Source organism: Nonomuraea sp. NPDC051941 (assembly GCF_044593615.1).
On sequence record NZ_JBIUCF010000034.1, the window covers coordinates 41,457 to 54,900 of the forward strand.

Annotated in this window: 19 protein-coding genes; 12 read left to right on the plus strand and 7 right to left on the minus strand. The window is 72.7% G+C overall.

Annotation, left to right across the window (positions count from 1 at the left end):
• Window positions 1-12 precede the first annotated feature (12 nt).
• The 3 genes from ACIHFD_RS42920 to ACIHFD_RS42930 are packed head-to-tail and all read left to right on the plus strand — an operon-like array spanning window position 13 to window position 2,239.
• Window positions 13-618, plus strand: coding sequence for a cyclodeaminase/cyclohydrolase family protein (locus ACIHFD_RS42920; RefSeq protein WP_355198321.1), 606 nt, complete (start codon window positions 13-15; stop codon window positions 616-618).
• Window positions 615-1,442 carry a bifunctional 5,10-methylenetetrahydrofolate dehydrogenase/5,10-methenyltetrahydrofolate cyclohydrolase gene (locus tag ACIHFD_RS42925; protein ID WP_397371816.1) on the plus strand — a complete coding sequence of 276 codons (828 nt, stop codon included), beginning with the start codon at window positions 615-617 and terminating at the stop codon, window positions 1,440-1,442. The genes ACIHFD_RS42920 and ACIHFD_RS42925 overlap by 4 nt, the downstream gene beginning before the upstream one ends.
• The gene (locus tag ACIHFD_RS42930) at window positions 1,439-2,239 is read left to right on the plus strand and encodes a type 1 glutamine amidotransferase (RefSeq protein WP_397371817.1); all 801 of its coding nucleotides are present in this window, start codon (window positions 1,439-1,441) and stop codon (window positions 2,237-2,239) included. The genes ACIHFD_RS42925 and ACIHFD_RS42930 overlap by 4 nt, the downstream gene beginning before the upstream one ends.
• Here ACIHFD_RS42930 and ACIHFD_RS42935 read toward each other — a convergent pair.
• On the minus strand, window positions 2,208-2,948 hold the full coding sequence (locus ACIHFD_RS42935; protein ID WP_397371818.1) for a sulfite exporter TauE/SafE family protein: 741 nt from the start codon (window positions 2,946-2,948) through the stop codon (window positions 2,208-2,210). The genes ACIHFD_RS42930 and ACIHFD_RS42935 overlap by 32 nt on opposite strands.
• A gap of 25 nt (window positions 2,949-2,973) precedes the next feature.
• On the minus strand, window positions 2,974-4,320 hold the full coding sequence (locus tag ACIHFD_RS42940; protein WP_397371819.1) for an alpha/beta hydrolase: 1,347 nt from the start codon (window positions 4,318-4,320) through the stop codon (window positions 2,974-2,976).
• A gap of 33 nt (window positions 4,321-4,353) precedes the next feature.
• On the opposite strand from ACIHFD_RS42940, the gene ACIHFD_RS42945 reads away from it, so the two are divergent.
• Complete coding sequence (locus ACIHFD_RS42945) at window positions 4,354-5,013, plus strand: endonuclease V (RefSeq protein ID WP_350727084.1); 660 nt, start codon at window positions 4,354-4,356, stop codon at window positions 5,011-5,013.
• Window positions 5,014-5,082: 69 nt separating this feature from the next.
• Here ACIHFD_RS42945 and ACIHFD_RS42950 read toward each other — a convergent pair whose 3' ends face one another.
• Both ACIHFD_RS42950 and ACIHFD_RS42955 read right to left on the minus strand, forming a co-directional pair.
• Window positions 5,083-5,457, minus strand: a complete 375-nt coding sequence (locus ACIHFD_RS42950; protein ID WP_397371820.1) for a hypothetical protein — start codon at window positions 5,455-5,457, stop codon at window positions 5,083-5,085.
• 105 nt (window positions 5,458-5,562) lie between these two features.
• A complete protein-coding gene (locus tag ACIHFD_RS42955) occupies window positions 5,563-6,213 on the minus strand; it encodes an NADPH-dependent F420 reductase (protein WP_397371821.1) in 651 nt (216 codons plus the stop codon).
• An 84-nt stretch (window positions 6,214-6,297) separates the two neighbouring features.
• Between ACIHFD_RS42955 and ACIHFD_RS42960 the strand changes: the two genes are divergently transcribed.
• From ACIHFD_RS42960 to ACIHFD_RS42980, 5 genes are all read left to right on the plus strand, one after another.
• Entirely contained in the window at window positions 6,298-6,639 is a 342-nt protein-coding gene (locus ACIHFD_RS42960) for a helix-turn-helix domain-containing protein (RefSeq protein WP_357736006.1), read from the plus strand.
• A gap of 86 nt (window positions 6,640-6,725) precedes the next feature.
• On the plus strand, window positions 6,726-6,935 hold the full coding sequence (locus tag ACIHFD_RS42965) for a hypothetical protein (RefSeq protein ID WP_397371822.1): 210 nt from the start codon (window positions 6,726-6,728) through the stop codon (window positions 6,933-6,935).
• Window positions 6,936-7,087: 152 nt separating this feature from the next.
• Complete coding sequence (locus ACIHFD_RS42970; RefSeq protein WP_185077192.1) at window positions 7,088-7,231, plus strand: hypothetical protein; 144 nt, start codon at window positions 7,088-7,090, stop codon at window positions 7,229-7,231.
• Between the two features lie 50 nt (window positions 7,232-7,281).
• Window positions 7,282-7,851 (plus strand): TIGR00645 family protein, encoded by a 570-nt coding sequence (locus ACIHFD_RS42975; RefSeq protein WP_355198303.1) that lies wholly within the window; start codon window positions 7,282-7,284, stop codon window positions 7,849-7,851.
• A 13-nt stretch (window positions 7,852-7,864) separates the two neighbouring features.
• Complete coding sequence (locus tag ACIHFD_RS42980; protein ID WP_397371823.1) at window positions 7,865-8,116, plus strand: hypothetical protein; 252 nt, start codon at window positions 7,865-7,867, stop codon at window positions 8,114-8,116.
• Window positions 8,117-8,162: 46 nt separating this feature from the next.
• On the opposite strand, the gene ACIHFD_RS42985 is transcribed toward ACIHFD_RS42980, so the two are convergent.
• Together ACIHFD_RS42985 and ACIHFD_RS42990 are read right to left on the minus strand one after the other, a co-directional pair.
• Entirely contained in the window at window positions 8,163-8,966 is an 804-nt protein-coding gene (locus tag ACIHFD_RS42985) for a Cof-type HAD-IIB family hydrolase (RefSeq protein ID WP_397371824.1), read from the minus strand.
• A 21-nt stretch (window positions 8,967-8,987) separates the two neighbouring features.
• The gene (locus tag ACIHFD_RS42990; RefSeq protein WP_397371825.1) at window positions 8,988-9,464 is read right to left on the minus strand and encodes a DUF2283 domain-containing protein; all 477 of its coding nucleotides are present in this window, start codon (window positions 9,462-9,464) and stop codon (window positions 8,988-8,990) included.
• Between the two features lie 122 nt (window positions 9,465-9,586).
• On the opposite strand from ACIHFD_RS42990, the gene pyrF reads away from it, so the two are divergent.
• Complete coding sequence (gene pyrF, locus ACIHFD_RS42995) at window positions 9,587-10,411, plus strand: orotidine-5'-phosphate decarboxylase (RefSeq protein WP_397371826.1); 825 nt, start codon at window positions 9,587-9,589, stop codon at window positions 10,409-10,411.
• On the opposite strand, the gene ACIHFD_RS43000 is transcribed toward pyrF, so the two are convergent.
• The gene (locus ACIHFD_RS43000; RefSeq protein ID WP_397371827.1) at window positions 10,412-12,133 is read right to left on the minus strand and encodes a 2-isopropylmalate synthase; all 1,722 of its coding nucleotides are present in this window, start codon (window positions 12,131-12,133) and stop codon (window positions 10,412-10,414) included.
• Window positions 12,134-12,187: 54 nt separating this feature from the next.
• On the opposite strand from ACIHFD_RS43000, the gene ACIHFD_RS43005 reads away from it, so the two are divergent.
• Together ACIHFD_RS43005 and ACIHFD_RS43010 are read left to right on the plus strand one after the other, a co-directional pair.
• Window positions 12,188-12,877 carry a FadR/GntR family transcriptional regulator gene (locus ACIHFD_RS43005; RefSeq protein WP_397371828.1) on the plus strand — a complete coding sequence of 230 codons (690 nt, stop codon included), beginning with the start codon at window positions 12,188-12,190 and terminating at the stop codon, window positions 12,875-12,877.
• A 34-nt stretch (window positions 12,878-12,911) separates the two neighbouring features.
• Entirely contained in the window at window positions 12,912-13,436 is a 525-nt protein-coding gene (locus ACIHFD_RS43010; protein ID WP_397371829.1) for an NUDIX hydrolase, read from the plus strand.
• Window positions 13,437-13,444: the final 8 nt, after the last annotated feature.

A 13,444-nucleotide genomic window follows, 5' to 3' on the forward strand; every position in this document is an offset into this window, starting at 1 on the left:
CAGAATGCCGCCATGCGCGACTCAAAGATCGTCGACTTCCTGACCGAGCTGGCCGACAGAGTGCCCGCGCCGGGCGGCGGCGCCACGGCCGCCCTGCACGCGGCCCAGGGCGCCGCGCTGCTCGGCATGGTCGCCCGCTACACGACCGGGGAGAAGTACGCCGGCCACGCCGAGACCGTCGTCGGCGTGATCGGGGAGACCGACACCCTGCGGGTCCGCGCGCTGCGGCTGGCCGAGGCGGACGCGGCGGCGTTCACCGCGGTCACGAACGCGTACCGGCTGCCCAAGGGCGAGGAGCGCAGCGCCGCCATCGCCCGGGCGCTGGCCGGCGCCGCCGAGCCGCCCGCCAGGGTGGTCGAGACCGCCACGCGGGTGATCGAGCTGTGCGAGGTGCTGCTGCCGATCTGCAACCGCAACGTCGTCACCGACGTCGCCGCCGCCGCGGAGGCCGCCCGCGCCGCGCTCACCACCGCCCGGATCAACGTCGAGGTCAACCTGTCGGGTATCAAGGACGAGCGGATACGCGAGGAGCTGAACGCCCGTGTCCACGGTGTGGACGCGGCCGTGGCCAGGGCAGACTGGGTGACCGCCGAAGTACGCGAGGAGATCAACCCGTGAGAACCCTGACCGGGAAAGAGCTGGCCGCCGCCATCAGGGCCCAGACGGAGGCCGAGGCGGCGGCGGGCCCGCCGCCGCGGCTGGCCGTGGTGGTGGCGACGGACGACGAGGCGAGCCTGTGGTACGTCAGGTCGATCGCCAAGGCGGCGGCCGGCGTGGGCATCGCCTGCGACATCGTCGATCTCGGGCCCGAGGCCGCGCCCGAGCGGATCGGCGAGACGCTGACCAAGCTCAGCGCCGACGCCAACGTCCACGGGCTCATGCTGCAGACCCCGCTGCCCGCGGGCGCCTCCGCGCAGCGGCTGGCCGCGGCCATCGACCCGCGCAAAGACGTCGACGGCGCCAACCCGCTCTCGCTGGGCCGGCTCGCCGCCGGGCTGCCCGCGTTCCCGCCCGCCACGGCTGCGGCCGTGATGGCGCTGCTCGACCACTACGAGGTGGAGCTGGAGGGCCGGCGGGCGGTGGTGGTCGGGCGTTCGACCGTGGTGGGCAAGCCGCTGGCCCACCTGCTGCTCGACCGGAACGCCACGGTGACCGTCTGCCACTCGCGCACCCGGGACCTGGCCTCCGTCACCACTACCGCCGAGGTGCTGGTCGCGGCGGTGGGCCGCGCCGGGCTGATCGGCGCCGGGCACGTGGCGCCGGGCGCGGTGGTGATCGACGTCGGCACCAACCCCACGGACGACGGCAGGCTGGTCGGCGACGTGGACTTCGACGCGGTGTCGGAGGTCGCGGGCGCGCTCACGCCGGTCCCGGGCGGGGTCGGCCCGGTGACGACCGCGCTGCTGCTGCGCCACACGGCCAGGGCGGCGAACCTCCCGTGAACGAGCAGATCCTGATCGTCCAGAACAGCAGGAGCGGCGGCCCCAGCCGGCTGGGCGGCTGGCTGGAGGAGGCCGGGCTGAAGCTCGACGTCGTCCTCGCCCACGAGGGCGCTCCCCTGCCCGGCCGCCTCGACCACGCGGCCATGATCATGCTCGGCGGCGGCTACCTGCCCGGCGAGGACGACCGGGCGCCGTGGCTGGCCGACGCCCGGCGGCTGGCGGGGCAGGCGCTGGAGGAGGGCGTGCCTTTCTTCGGCATCTGCCTGGGCGGGCAGCTGCTCGCGGAGGTCGCGGGCGGCGAGGTGACCGCCGACACCGGCGCGCCGGAGAACGGCAGTCTCCCCCTCACGATCCGGCCCGAGGCCGCGGGCGATCCGCTGTTCCACGGGCTGCCGGAGGTGGTGCCCGCGATCGAGCACCACAAGGACGCGGTCACCCGGCTGCCCGGCGGGGCCGTCTGGCTGGCGGAGACGGGCGCCTGCCCGTACCAGGCGTTCCGGGTGGGCGAGCGGGCCTGGGGCGTGCAGTTCCATCCCGAGGTGCTGCCCGCGCGCATCCGCGAGTGGTCACCGGACGGGTTCGACCCCGAGGAGGTCTACGCGCGGGCGGTGGCGGACGAGCCGGTCTCCACGCCGATCTGGCACCGGGTCACCACCCGCTTCGCCGCGCTCGCCACCGGGCTCTCCACCGGGCTCTCCACCGGGCTCTCCACTGGGCTCTCCACTGGGCTCTCCATTGGGCTCTCCATTGGGGCGCCCGAGGGGGTCAGCGCGCGTACAAGTCCCAGCCGAGCTTGACCGCCACCGCCAGCCCGCAGGCGGCCGCCAGGTAGCGCAGGCTGTTGCCCGGCAGCCGGCGCGCGATCCTGGGCCCGATCCATCCCCCGAGCAGAAACCCGGCCGCCAGCGGCGCCGCCGCGGCCCAGTTCACCGGCCCGAACAGCGCGAACCCGAGCGCGGCCACCGCGTTCGCCAGCCCGGACATCACGTTCTTCATGGCGTTCAGCTTGGCCGCGGGGTGGTCGAACATGAGGGCCAGCACGGCGAACACCATCAGCCCTCCGGCCGCGCCGAAATACCCCGTGTAGATCGTCACGGCGAACAGCGCCACCCGCCCCAGCACGCCGTGCTCGCCGTGTGCCCGCCCCGACGGCGGCCTGACCAGCAGCAGCGAGGCCATCGCGATCAGCCAGGGCGCGATCAGCTCGAACGTCCTGGCCGGGGTGACCAGCAGCAGCAACGCGCCGGTCGCGCCGCCGACCGCGGCCACGGGGCCGAGTTTGAGCACCCGGGCGCCCTCCCCGGCGAGCTCCGGCCGCGATCCGGCGGCGGCGCCGATGCCGGTGAAGACGAGAGCGACGGTGTTGGTGACGTTCGCGGTGAGCGGGGGCAGGCCGAACGCCAGGAGCGCCGGGTAGGAGACGATCGAGGCGAGGCTGACGACCGTGCTCACCACTCCGGCCGCCACCCCGGCTCCGAGCAGGCCGAGCGTTTCTCCGACGATCACCCGGTTATGTTAGTTGTTGTCCGTTTTATCCCCTTGAGGCGGGGCCTCCCGCCAGCGCTCGGGCGGCGGCCTGCCAGATCGGGGTGGCGGGGTTGATGACGTCGAAGTGGTCGCCGGGCATTTCGAGGTAGGTCACCTCGTCGCCGGCCTCCTCGGCCGCGCGGGCGTAGCGGCGGCTGAAGTCGACCAGGTCCAGGTCGTCGGCGGCGCCTTGGACGACGAGCTGGCGTACACCGAGCGGGAGCCGGAGCAACGGCGAGGCGTCCGCGTACGGCGGCACCGCCACCTGGCCTTCGGGTGCGCGCCCGCCCAGGGCGGCTCCCACGGCGCCGGTCCCGACCCACCGCCGGTCGCCTTCCACCAGATCGAGCACCCCGGCGAGCGACACCACCATCACCACCCGCACCCCACCCACCGCACGAGCCTCACCGGCCGTGCAAGCCCCAGCGTCCGCGCGAGCCCTGTCCACCGCGTGAGCCCCAATGGCCTCGAGAGCCCCACCCGCCGCGTAAGCCTCACCCGCCGCCGCTTGGGCGCCGCCGGTGGCGGATGCCTCGCCGGCCACCGCGTCCGCAACCGCGCGGAGGGCGAGTTGGGCGCCTGCCGAGTGGCCGACGACGGTCACCCGGGTGAGGTCCAGCCCCACCGTCCGATCGACGCCCGCCGGAAGCGCGCCCGAGGGGAGCAGGTCCGGCGGGAGCGCGTCCGAGCCGTGCGGCGCGGCGTGCGCCGTCGCGAGGGCGGACAGTCCCGCCGCCACGTCCGCCGTCGTCGCATCCCAGCCGTGCAGATCCGGCCGCCGGTATTCGAGGTTCCACACCGCAAGCCCGCGCCCGACCAGGTCGGCGCAGAGCGGCCCCATGATGTCGGCCGCCCAGATCGAGCGCCAGTACCCGCCGTGGATCAGCATCGCCACGGGCGGCTCGTCGGCGTCCGGAAGGTACAGCTCGCCCCATTGCTCCGGCAGCGGCCCGTACGCGATCCGCCGCGACGGATGCCGTACCCGGTGCACGGCATGTCGGATCCCCCAGGCCAGCCCGCCGACGCCGCGCCCGTGCAGGTGGGTGGCGCCCTCCCCGGCCGTCACCCCATCAACGCGCTCGACGTCCACCCAGACCACCGCCCCGAGGTCCCGCCCGATCAGCGAGCGCACCTCGGCCGAGGGCCCCGGCAGCACGACCACACCGCCCGCCCCCTCCGGCGAGGACGGCGAGGACGGCGACGACAGCAGCGAGAGGACCTGAGAGGCGTCGCGGGCGTGGACGAGCGTCCCGGAGACCCCCGCGGCGGAGAACTCGCGGGCCGCGATCTCCTCCAGCAACCCCGCGTCGGCCACCACGCCGGGGCCGACGACCACCAGCACCTCGATCATGAGCCCGACCCTACGCGTAATAGCTTAGGCCGGGTGCAGGTACAGCAGCTTCACCCATGGCCCACCACCACCGCCGAGGCCGAGGCCGTCCAGGACCGGCTCCGCGGACGCGTCGAGCTCACCGGCCCCGCCGACTTCTCCCTGGTCGCGGGCCTGGACGTGCACTATCACGGCGACGACGCCCTCACGGCCGCCGTGGTCGTCCTCGACGCCGGCACGATGGCGACGGTGGAGGAGGTGACGGTGCGCGGGCGGGTGGCGTTCCCGTACGTGCCGGGGCTGTTCGCCTTCCGGGAGCTGCCCGCCCTGGTGGAGGCGCTCGAACGGCTCACGGTGACACCCGACCTGCTGGTCTGCGACGGGTACGGGCTGGCGCACCCGCGCGGCTTCGGCCTGGCCTGCCACCTGGGCGTGCTGACCGGCCTGCCCGCGCTCGGCGTGGGCAAGACGCCCTTCGTCGGCACGCACGAGCCGCCGGGGCCGGAACGGGGCGACTGGGCGCCGATCGTCCACGAGGGCGCCGTCGTCGGCCGCGCGCTGCGCACGCAGCGGGAGATCAAGCCGGTGTACGTCTCCCAGGGCCACCGCATCTCCCTGGACACGGTCACCGACCAGGTCCTGCGCCTCGCCCCGCGCTACCGCCTCCCCGACCCGATCCGCCGCGCCGACCACCTGGCCCGCCACCCCGACTGATGCCCGCGCCGACCACCGGCCCTCACCCCGGCTGATGCCCGAACCCACCAGCCCGGCTGACCTCCGCCGTCATCGCGGGCGCCAGGCCCAGACGAGGAGCCAGACGCTGAGCCCGAAAAGCGTCATCCCCAGCGGTACGTGCACCGCCAGCACGCCCGATCCGCCCAGCGCGGACTGGACGAAGCCGAGCAGCAGCACCGCCAGGCCGACCAGCGCGGGCCAGCCCGGGCCCCGGCCGGGCCGCCACAGCAGGACGGCCGCGACGAGCTGCAGCAGCCCCAGCACGTGCACGGCCAACGCCCCCATGCCGTGAGAGCCCGCCCCTCCCCCGCTCATCAGCTGCCCGGCCGTCACGGCCTGCGCCAGGACGGACAGCGTGTTGAGAACGACCACGGCCTTGAACGCGGTCACGTACCCGTTCCCCTTGGCGACCTGGGTTACCACTGGATCTCTCCTTCGACCTGGATTGAGGTCTCCAGGATCTTGCCGGGCCCGCCGGAGGGCATCCGCCGCTCGTCGTCATCCCCGATACACCGCCGGTCGTACGGCTCAGACGCCCGAATAGGCCACCGGGGGGAGCACGGCCTGGGCGTCGGCGCCGCCGAACCAGAGCCCGATCATGAACGCGGCCGTCGCTTCCAGCAGCACGGCCCGGTCGAGCCCGCCGCCGTCCACCGGGGTGCAGCCGAGGTCGGCGACCAGCGTACGCACCGCTGCCAGGGCGGCCGGGTCGTCACCGCACAGCGGCACCGCCAGCGGCCTGCCGTCGAACACCGGCGGTGTCAACCGCCACACGTCCACGTGGCACAGGTTGAACGCCTTCACCACGTGCCCTCCCGTGAGGTCGCGGATCAGCGGGGCGATGGGGCGGGCGGGGTCGTACGGGCCCTCGGCGTTGGCCACGTCGATGACGGGCTTCCCGCGCAGCGCGCCGCCGGCGGACTCGAGCACGCCTGCCAGCCCCGCCTGCCTGACGGCCACCATCACGACCTCCCCGAACGCCGCCGCCTCCGCCCAGCTCCCGGCCCGCACGCCCGGGGTCTCGGCCGACGTGCGGGCCGCCTCGGCCGTCATCGTCGCGGCCCGGGCCACGCTCGCGGACGCGTCCCTGCCGCTGATCATCACCTCGTGCCCCGCCCTGGCCCACTGCGTGCCCAGGGCGTCCGCCATGCCGCCCGCCCCCAGGATCCCGATACGCATGTTCGTCCTCCGTCGCATGAACTGGTAAGTAGAAGGACTGTAGAAAGCCCGTCACACACCATTTGGTGCCTAACGGAGGCCTCGTTGGGGTTCATCGCCGACTGCCAGGCCCGGCTGGCCTTCGACCTGCTGGCCAACACCTGGAACGCGGTCGTCCTGTGGGCGCTGCGCCACGGCCCGCGCCGGCCGGGACGGCTGCGCGAGGAGATCGGCGGCATCAGCACCAAGGTCCTCACCGAGACGCTGCGCCGCCTGGAGTTCAACGGCCTGGTCACGCGCCGCACGTACGCGGAGGCCCCGCCCCGCGTCGAGTACGAGCTGACCGATCTCGGCCGCACGCTCCTCGGCCCGATCGAGGCGTTCGGGGTGTGGGCGCACGACCACGCCGACGAGGTCATGGCCGCGCAGGACCGCTGGGAGACGTGAGAGCTTTCTAATATACGGAGCGTTACTGGATCACTGCCCCGGGTAGCTAGACGACGGTTGTTCATTACCGTCTCCCAGGAGGTTCTATGCTTTTCTCCCCCCGTAGGATCGCCGCCGTCACGGCCCTCGCCGGTGGCCTGACCCTGCTCTCCGCCCCGGCCTCCCACGCCGTGGTGGATCCTCTCGCCCTGGTCCCCTGCCTGGCCGAGGCCGGCGCCGGCGCCACGACGCTGATCGACCCGACCGCCCCGGCCGTGCCGGCCGAGGTCCCGGCCGTGAGCTGCTTGCAGCCCTGACCGGCTCAGCCTGGGCACGTCCCCGGCCGATCCGGTTATCCGGGCAGGCGGCGCGGCGAAGCCGGCCGCGCCGCCCGCCACGGTGGCCCGATCAGTTCCCCCTGCAGCGCAAGCCCAGTCCATCCGATAGCGCAGAGCAGCTAGGAGATCCTTTGAAGGTCCGCGTCCTGACCGCCGTCGCCGCACTCGCGCTGGCGGGCGCCCTACCCTCCATCGCTTTCGACAAGCTCACCACCGACCCGCCCATCGTGCGCGTCGAGACCTGGGTCCAGCACGTCAACGTCTTCACGTCCTAGTGCGGCTCGCGCAGGTGCCCGTGGCCGACCCTCCACCGGAGTCACGGACCATGTCTGGTTATGTCGGCTACTTCATGTTCCTCAGCCGGTGGATTCAGGCGCCGCTCTACATGGGGCTGATCCTCGCCCAGATCGTGTACACGTGGCGGTTCATGCTGGAGTTGCTCCATCTGATCGAGCTCGGCTTCGGCGGCTCACCACCGGAGACCACCGTCATGCTGATCGTCCTCGGCCTCGTGGACGTGGTCATGGTCTCCAACCTGCTCATCATGGTCATCATCGGCGGCTACGAGACGTTCGTCTCCCGAATACGCATCGATGGGCACCCCGACCAGCCCCAATGGCTTTCCCACGTCAACGCCAACGTGCTGAAGGTCAAGCTGGCCATGGCGATCATCGGCATCTCGTCCGTCCACCTCCTGCAGATCTTCATCAACGCGTCCAGACCGACCATCACCGACCGGGAGCTGCTGTGGAAAACGCTGATCCACCTGACCTTCGTGGTCTCGGCGCTGACGCTGGCGCTGATCGACCGCATCATGGCGGGCGCGCGGCGCGACGCCGAGACGAACGGGGGCGAGCGGCAGTCGACCCTGAAGCAGGAACGGGTCGCCGCCTAGCCGGGGCGCTCCGGTGAGGCGGCCGGCCGTCATCGTGACGATCGCGGTGTTCATGTGCTCGCTCGCGGGCGCCGCGCACGCCGAGGGCGAGGCCGCCAGGCCGAGCGGTCCCCCGCCGCTGATCGGCAACGTGACCATCTTCAACGACGAGATCATCGAGCCGGTGTCGCTGCCCGTGAGCACCTGCGGGTCGCTGCTCCCACTGCTCGGCAAGTCGCCCACCACCTGCAAGGGCGCCTCGCGGGTGTCGGACGACGACGCCTGACACCGTACGTGCCCGCCTGCGGGGGCGGGCGGGCACGTACGGATCCTCAGCCGTACAGCTCCTCCAGCACCGCGGCCACGCCGTCCTCGTCGTTGGACAGCGTGCGGCGCTCGACCGCCGCCAGCACCAGGTGGTGCGCGTTGGCCATGGCGTACCCGGCGCCCGCGTAGGCGAGCACGGCCAGGTCGTTCGGCATGTCGCCGAAGGCCACCACCTCGCCGGGCGCGATCCCCCGCTCCCGGCACAGCACGTCGAGCGTGCTCGCCTTCGTCACCCCGGCAGCGCTGATCTCCAGGAGCCCGGTCCCGCCGGAGTGCGTGACCTCGGCCAGCCCCTCGATCCCCGCCATGACGGCCGCGATCATCTCGTCCGCCGTGCTGGTCTGCGACTGGGCGAGCAGCTTGATGATGGGGTCGTCGCCGTCGAAGACAGAGCTCACCTCGCGGAGGTAGGCCAGGTCCTCCACGATGCGCCTGGTGTAGGCGGCCTCGGCGAGCACGCCCTGGCCCGTCTCGACGGCCAGGCCGACCCCGGGCAGGGCCGCGGCCAGGGCCTGCGCGACCTTGTTCGCCGCCGTCCGGTCCAGGAGATGGCTGGTGACGACCTGGTCGGTGGCCAGGTCGTACACGATCGCGCCGTTGCTGCAGATCGCGACGCCCGTGGCGCCCGCCTGCTCGGCGATCGCGCGGATGCCGCGCGGCGGCCTGGCGGTGACGAAGACGATCTCGGTTCCGGCCGCGCGGGCGGCCTGAAGGGCCTCTCGGGTACGAGGGGTGATGGCACGTGAGGAGTTGAGGAGGGTGCCGTCGAGGTCGGTGGCCACAAGGCGGGGGAGGGTGCCGGCGCTCATGGTGCCGATTATGCCGATCTTTCAGATCCGCATCTCGGACGGGAGCCGCCCGGCGGCGTTCGAGATCTCCAGGCCGAGGAGTTGCCCGGCGTCGCCGAAATCAAGAACAACATCCGCCACTTCAACCTGACTTACGACCTCTTCTGGCGCTATTTCGTGCTTCATCGCGATATAGGCGACATCTCGGAGCTTGTCCAAACTCACATACACCGTCTGCGGCCGCTGCCCCGACGGCGCCTCGTCCCAGCTCAGCAGCCCTTCCTTGGCCTCGTGCGAGCCCGCCAGCGCCGCCCTGACCATGGCCAGGGCCAGCTCGATCGCCTCCAGCGAGTCGACCCCGGTGACCTTCCGCTCGTGCTCCCAGCCGTCGAGCCCGTCGATCCGGTACGGGCACGACCAGTCCCCCGTCGGCTCTTCGTAAGGCACGCCGACCGTGACGGTGACATCACGCGGCGGATCGGTACGCAGCACCAGCACCCGATGGGCGATCTCGTACATATAGCCTGATCTACCCCTAGAAAGCCACTTGAAGGCCCGATCCCATACCGGCGCCGAAGTAAGCATTCCTGGCCACGGCCGCCGCAAGCTAGGCTGCGTACGGTCATAAGGGGGCCCTTGAAATGAACGAGTCATTCGGGACGCGCCTTCGAGCCAGGCTCGACGAGTGCGGGCCGCTCTGTGTGGGCATCGATCCGAGCCCGGCGCTGCTGCACGCCTGGGGGCTCGACGACTCGCCCGCCGGTCTGGAACGCTTCAGCCGCACGGTCGTCGAGGCCGTCGGCGACGTGGCGGCCCTGGTCAAGCCGCAGTCCGCCTTCTACGAGCGCTGGGGCAGCCGCGGCATCGCGGTGCTGGAACGCACCATCGCCGACCTGCGCGAGGCCGGGACGCTGGTGCTCCTCGACGTCAAGCGGGGCGACATCGACAGCACGATGGCCGCCTACGCCGAGGCCTACCTCGACCGGGGCAGCCCGCTGGCCGCCGACGCCGTGACGCTGAGCCCGTACCTCGGGTTCGGGTCGCTGGAGGGCGCGATCCTGTCGGCCATGGCCAACGACGCCGGCGTCTTCGTGCTGGCCCGCACCTCCAACCCGGAGGCGGCCCCGCTGCAGCGGCTCGTGGCCGACCAGGTGCTGGCCGGGGTCGCCGCGGCGAACGCCGGGCACGAGCCGCTGGGGCCCATCGGGGTCGTGATGGGGGCCACGCTGCCCGAGCTGGAGCACTCGCTGGACGACCTCAACGGCCCCATCCTCGCGCCGGGGCTGGGTGCCCAGGGAGCCTTTCCCGCCGACGTGGCGCGGCTGTTCGCCTCCGTACGGCACGCCGTCGTGCCCTCGGTCTCCCGGGCGGTCCTGGCCGACCCCAAGCGGCTGCGCTCCCGTACGCTCTACTTCCGCGACGAGTGCGCGGCCCACCTGGACGCGAAGATCACCACCACGACCTGATCAGGCCGGCACGGACGCCAGCACGCGGTTGACGGCGGCCAGCACGGCGTGCGCCGAGGCGGTCAGGACCGAGGTGTCCTGGGCCGCGCCCCAGCTGGTGACGCCGTCGACGCGGGCCTCCACGTAGGCGATCGCGGGGCTGCCCCGACCCGGGTCCAGGGCGTGCTCGGCGAAGTGGAGGATGTCCACGTCGATCCCGTCGTCGCCGAGCGCGGCGGTCAGCGCGGACAGCGGCCCGTTGCCGGTACCGCGCAGCCGGCGCCCCGACTTCAGCGTGCCCTCGAACTCGTGCACGCCCGGCACCGTCTCCCTCGTGCTCCACTCGGCCAGCGCGCCGGTCTCCCCCGGGGCCAGGTACGTGGTGTGGAAGAGCTCCCACAGCTGCTCGGCCGTGATCTCCTCGCCGCTGCCGTCGGTGGCCCGCTGCACGACCGAGGAGAAGTCGATCTGCAGGCGGCGGGGCAGCTCCAGCCCGTAGCGGGTGCGCAGGAGGTAGGCGATGCCGCCCTTGCCCGACTGGCTGTTGACCCGGATGACCGCCTGGTAGCCGCGGCCCACGTCGGCGGGGTCGATGGGCAGGTACGGCACCTCCCACGGCGCCTGCTCCGGCGGCACGCCCAGCTCGGCGGCCCGCTTGGCGTGGTGGGCCAGGCCCTTGCCGATGGCGTCCTGGTGGGTGCCGGAGAAGGCGGTGTGGACGAGGTCTCCCACGTACGGGTGGCGCTCGGGCACGGGCAGCCGGTTGCAGTGCTCCACGACCCGGCGGATCTCGTCGATGTCGGACAGGTCGAGCATGGGGTCCACGCCCTGGGTGTGCAGGTTGAGCGCGAGGGTCACCAGGTCCACGTTGCCGGTCCGCTCACCGTTGCCGAACAGGCAGCCCTCCACCCGCTGGGCGCCGGCCAGCACGGCCAGCTCGGCGCAGGCCACGCCGGTGCCTCGGTCGTTGTGCGGGTGCACCGAGAGGATCACCGCGTCCCTGCGGTCGAGGTGGCGGTGCATGTACTCGATCTGGTCGGCGTACACGTTGGGGGTGGCCACCTCGACCGTCGCGGGCAGGTTGTGGATCACCGGGCGGTCCGGCGCGGCGTCCCACAGGGCCGTCAGGTCGTTGCAGACCTCCAGCACGTAGTCGGGCTCGGTGAGGTTGAACACCTCCGGCGAGAACTGGAAGCGCACGTCGAGGCCGTCCGCGAGCCGGGCGATGTGCCCGGCGGCGTCCATGATCAGGCCGCGCAGCTCCTGCCTGTCGTGGCCGAGCACCACGTTCCGCCAGGTGGGGGCGGTGGCGGTGTAGAGGTGCACGACCGCGCGGGGCAGGCCCTCGATGGCGGCGAACGTGCGCTCGATCAGGTCCTGCCTGGCGGCCGTGAAGACGACCACGGTAACGTCCTCCGGCACGACGCCGGGCTCGGCCAGGTGGCGGACGAAGTCGAAGTCGAGCTGGCTGGACGAGGGGTAGCCGACCTCGATCTCCTTGAACCCCATGCCCGTCAGCAGGTCGAACATCCGGCGCTTGCGGGCCGGGTCCATCGGCTCGGCCAGCGCCTGGTTGCCGTCGCGCAGGTCCACGGGCACCCAGAGCGGGGCCCGCGTGATGCGCGCGGACGGCCAGTCGCGCTCGGCGAGCGGCACCTCGACGCGCTCGTGGGCGGGCCGGTAGCGGTGGTAGGGCATGGTGCTGGGACGTTGACGGTTCCAGGCGTACACGGACAGCGTCATGGCGGCTACACTAATCACAACACAGGTCCTCAGACAACCTGAGAGGTTCGTTCGATGCCGCTCGGCTCCCTCCGTCCCAGCCCGCTCGTCGAGCAGGCCACCCAGCACCTGCGCGAGCAGATCACGCAGGGCGAATGGCCCGTGGGCACCCGCCTGCCCGGCGAGAACGCGCTGGCCAAGGCGCTGGGAGTGGGGCGCTCGACCGTCCGGGAGGCGCTGCGCGCGCTGGCGGGGGCGGGGCTGGTGCAGGCCCGGCAGGGCTCGGGCGTGTTCGTGATCGCCACGGACATAGCCGAGGACTGGCCTGCCCGGCTGCGGCGGGCCGCCATCACGGACGTCTACGAGGTGCGCATGATGGTCGAGACGCAGGCCGCCCGGATGGCCGCGCAGCGGCGCACCGAGGAGGACGTCGCGGCGCTGGAGGAGGCGCTGGCGGCGCGGGCGCGGGCGGCGTCGCAGGACGACGCGGCGTTCGTGGACGCCGACATCGCCCTGCACGCGGCGGTCGTCGCGGCGGCCGGCAACCCGGTGCTGACGGACCTGTTCGCCGAGTTCGCGCCGGCGTTGCGCGAGGGGCTGATCGGCCTGGTGGAGGTGCTGGGGCTGCGCGCGCACGACCGCAATCCCGGGCACGACACGCACGCGGAGCTGGTGGCCGCCGTCCGGGACGGGGACGGGGCCGCGGCGGGCGCGATCCTGCAGGCGGAGCTGGAGCAGACGCTCGCCCACCTGCACGACTCGTAGCCCCGCGCAGCCCTCTGTTCGTTACGGTTCGACCGTGACCATCCGCACGCAGCGCCCCGCGGCCCGCGTCATCCTGGCCGCCCCCGACGACCGCGTCCTGCTGCTCCGTTTCATCCCGCCGGACCCGTGGCCGAAGGAGCCCGCCTGGCACCTGCCCGGCGGCGGCCTGGAGCCGGGCGAGTCGCCGGCGCAGGCGGCGGCACGCGAGGCGCTGGAGGAGACCGGCCACGTGCTCGGCGCCGCCGACCTCGGCGACCCCGTGGCGGTGAACGAAGGCGCGTGGTCCAACCTGGGCCGCCACTTCTACACCGTGCACACGTACTTCTTCGCCCGCGTGCCGTCCGCGACCGTCACCCCCACGGCGCTGGAGGAGTACGAGACGGAGGAGTTCAAGCTCGGCCACCGCTGGTGGCGCGCGGACGAGCTGGCCGCCACCGAGGAGCGCGTGTTCCCGCCCGGGCTGGCCGGGCTGGTGCCGGACCTCCTGGCCGGGGTGCGACCCGAGGCCCCCGTGAGACTTCTCTGGACGCAGGAGAAAAAATCTTCGGAAGGGATGTGAAGAACGCG